Source organism: Leifsonia sp. SIMBA_070 (assembly GCF_046534635.1).
In the GTDB taxonomy this organism is placed as follows: domain Bacteria; phylum Actinomycetota; class Actinomycetes; order Actinomycetales; family Microbacteriaceae; genus Leifsonia.
In genome coordinates, this window is sequence record NZ_JAWRYK010000042.1 from 1 (window position 1) to 422 (window position 422).

At 69.7% G+C, this 422-nt stretch carries 1 protein-coding gene; it reads right to left on the reverse strand.

Annotated features, from left to right (window positions below):
* The coding region (locus SB754_RS19310; protein ID WP_410784029.1) for a MaoC/PaaZ C-terminal domain-containing protein at positions 1-422 on the reverse strand (422 nt) is incomplete at both ends.

Consider the following 422-nt stretch of genomic DNA (forward strand, 5'->3'; position numbering starts at 1 on the left):
GTCTTCGGCGGCGCGAGCAGACCGGTGGCGTTCATGACCAGCAGGTCACCCACCTTGCAGCTGACCTCGATGATGTCGCGGCCGGCGTCCATGCCCACCCGGTCGACCCGGATCGTCACCTCGTCGCCGGGACGGACCATGCCCAAGAAGCGTGCGGTCCAGCCCTGCAGCGCCCGCGGCACCGGGATCGGGTTCTTGGAATCGGTGGCCGTTGCCACGTGCTGTGCGGCCGCCGAGAGCCACATGCCGTGCACGATCGGGCTACCGAGTCCGGCCATCTTCGCGGCCGAGTCGTTGACGTGGATCGGGTTGTGGTCACCCGAGACCAGCGCGAACCCGTGCATCCGCGACGGGGTGGCGACCTTGGCCTCCCGCAACTTCTTCCGGGTGGCGTCACCGGCCTTGGCGCTCAGGGCACCGCC